The sequence below is a fragment of the Shinella sp. M31 genome (genome assembly GCF_049199205.1).
GTDB lineage: Bacteria > Pseudomonadota > Alphaproteobacteria > Rhizobiales > Rhizobiaceae > Shinella.
On the sequence record NZ_JBLZPH010000013.1, the window covers coordinates 1 to 2,299 of the forward strand.

Genomic DNA, 2,299 nt, shown 5'->3' on the forward strand with positions numbered 1-2,299 from the left:
CCCGCCCATCGGCACCACGCTGTTCATCGGCGCGGCCATCGCGCGCGTGCCCATCGGCGCCGTCGTCAAGGAGCTTTGGCCGTTCTACCTGGTCGCCTTCAGCGTGCTGATACTGATGTCATACATCCCCGCACTCACCATATATTGAGGCCGAACATGACCAAGACCATCGCCTTTGCCGGCCTCGGCTCCATGGGGCTTCCCATGGCCATCAACCTCGTACGGGCCGGGTATGCCGTCCGTGGCTTCGACACGCGCCCGGAAGCCATGGATGCCCTGGCGGCCACTGGCGGGACCCGACCCGAAAGCCTCGCCGCGGCCTGCCGCAGCGCGGATATCCTCATCCTCATGGTGGTGAACGCCGCCCAGGCGCGCACCGTCCTTATCGAGGCCGGCGCGCTGGCCGCCCTTCCCGCCGGCGCTCATGTCTGCCTGATGGCGACCTGCCCGCCGGACGAGGTCAAGGCACTCGACGCCGACATTCGGGCGAGCGGCAAGCGGCTCGTCGATTGCCCGGTTTCTGGTGGCGTCGTCGGCGCCAAGGCCGCCGCCTTAACCATCATGGTGGGCGCGCCGCAGGAGGACTTCGACGCCGTCGCCCCGATCCTTCGCGCCATGGGCGACAAACTCTACCATTGCGGCCCGAAGGTCGGACAGGGCGCGGTGGTCAAGGCGATCAACCAGCTTCTCTGCGGCGTACATCTCGCCGCAGCCGGGGAAGCGCTGGCGCTGGGCGAAAAGGCCGGCGTCGACGTCGCCACGCTCCTGGAGATCGTTTCCGGCTCGGCGGCCTCGAGCTGGATGCTGAAGGACCGCGGCCCGCGCATGCTGATGGAAACCCCACCGGTAACAAGCGCGGTAGACATCTTCGTCAAGGATCTCGGCATCGCCCTTTCCGCTGGGCGTTCGGCCGGCACGGGGCTGCCGCTTGCCGCCGCCGCCCATCAGATGTTCCTTGCCGAAAGCGGCAGCGGCAATGGTCTTGCCGATGACAGCAAGGTCATCGCCGCTTATCGGCGTCTCAACGGCTTCTCTTGACATCCACGACACGCCGCCGCCCATTGGCGGGCGGCGTGCCGGATTGCCTCCAGCGCGTCGCATATTCTGCGGAGACCGGCGTGGCCATCAATCCCAATCTGAATTCACTTGCCTATTTCGAGGCCGTTGCCCGCACGGGACGCGTGTCGCTGGCCGCTGCCGAACTCGGTGTATCTGCCGCCGCCGTCAGCCAGCAACTCAAGCAACTCGAAGAGCAATGGGGTGTACGCCTGTTTCGCCGCAAGGACCGGCGCCTCAGCCTGACGCTCGACGGAGAGACGCTTTTCCAGGCGACGACGAATGCATTCCGCATGATCCGGGGCGCCCGGGCCGTGGTCCTGCGCCAGCGCAACAGCCGGCAGCTGACGGTGCGCTCCAGCCCCAGTCTTGCCGTCCGCTGGCTGACGCCGCGCCTTAAACATTTCCTCGACGCCAATCCCGACTGGGGTATTCGCATCGATGCCACGCCCGATTTCTCCGACTTCGAAACGGAGGCGATCGATCTCGACATGCGATATGGCGCAGGCGCCTGGGAGGGCCTGCATACCGAATGCATCATCAACGATTTCTTCCTGCCGATGTGCAGCCCGGCCTATCGCGAGCGGCTGTCGACCCACGATACGGATCCGGCCGGTCTTCTCACCCATGCACGGCTGATCCATTCGGTGAAGACGCTCTATCAGTGGGACGCTTGGCTGCTGGTCCATGGCATCGACCCGCCTCTGGAGCAGGCACCGCTGCGTTTCGACCGGTCATCGATGGCCATCCAGCTTGCCCGCGACGGCGCGGGCGTGGTGCTCGATTCCGCAACCCTTGCCCAGGAAGATCTAGAGCGCGGCACGCTCGTCCCGCTATCGACCGCCTTCGATGTCGTGGAATTTCCCGCCTACTGGATCGCCTGTCCGCCCCGCCACGTCAGCAGGCGCAATGTACGGCTGTTTTCCGACTGGATCCGTGAGCAGGGCCGGAGCTTCGACCATCAGGCGCGCAACCTGCTCTTCGAACTCGGTTGCCGAATCCGGTTTGCGAGCGATGACGAGCCGGTCCTGCGATAGCTACGTTCCATGAACGCCTGCGGCTCGCGTTCACCTCCGCGGCCTGCCCGTCGCTACCTCAATATATGGTGAGTGCGGGGATGTATGACATCAGTATCAGCACGCTGAAGGCGACCAGGTAGAACGGCCAAAGCTCCTTGACGACGGCGCCGATGGGCACGCGCGCGATGGCCGCGCCGATGAACAGCGTGGTGCCGATGGGCGGG

General features: G+C 65.5%; 4 protein-coding genes. 3 read left to right on the forward strand and 1 reads right to left on the reverse strand.

The features are described from left to right. From ACOZKU_RS02565 to ACOZKU_RS02575, 3 genes are all read left to right on the forward strand, one after another. The coding region (locus ACOZKU_RS02565; protein WP_421577534.1) for a TRAP transporter large permease subunit at window positions 1–148 on the forward strand (148 nt) is incomplete at its 5' end. Window positions 149–156: 8 nt separating this feature from the next. Then, window positions 157–1,038 carry an NAD(P)-dependent oxidoreductase gene (locus tag ACOZKU_RS02570; protein WP_421577532.1) on the forward strand — a complete coding sequence of 294 codons (882 nt, stop codon included), beginning with the start codon at window positions 157–159 and terminating at the stop codon, window positions 1,036–1,038. Window positions 1,039–1,118: 80 nt separating this feature from the next. Then, window positions 1,119–2,093 carry a LysR substrate-binding domain-containing protein gene (locus ACOZKU_RS02575; RefSeq protein WP_421577533.1) on the forward strand — a complete coding sequence of 325 codons (975 nt, stop codon included), beginning with the start codon at window positions 1,119–1,121 and terminating at the stop codon, window positions 2,091–2,093. Window positions 2,094–2,151: 58 nt separating this feature from the next. On the opposite strand, the gene ACOZKU_RS02580 is transcribed toward ACOZKU_RS02575, so the two are convergent. Next, a partial coding sequence (locus tag ACOZKU_RS02580) for a TRAP transporter large permease subunit (RefSeq protein WP_421577534.1) occupies window positions 2,152–2,299 on the reverse strand: 148 nt, incomplete at its 5' end.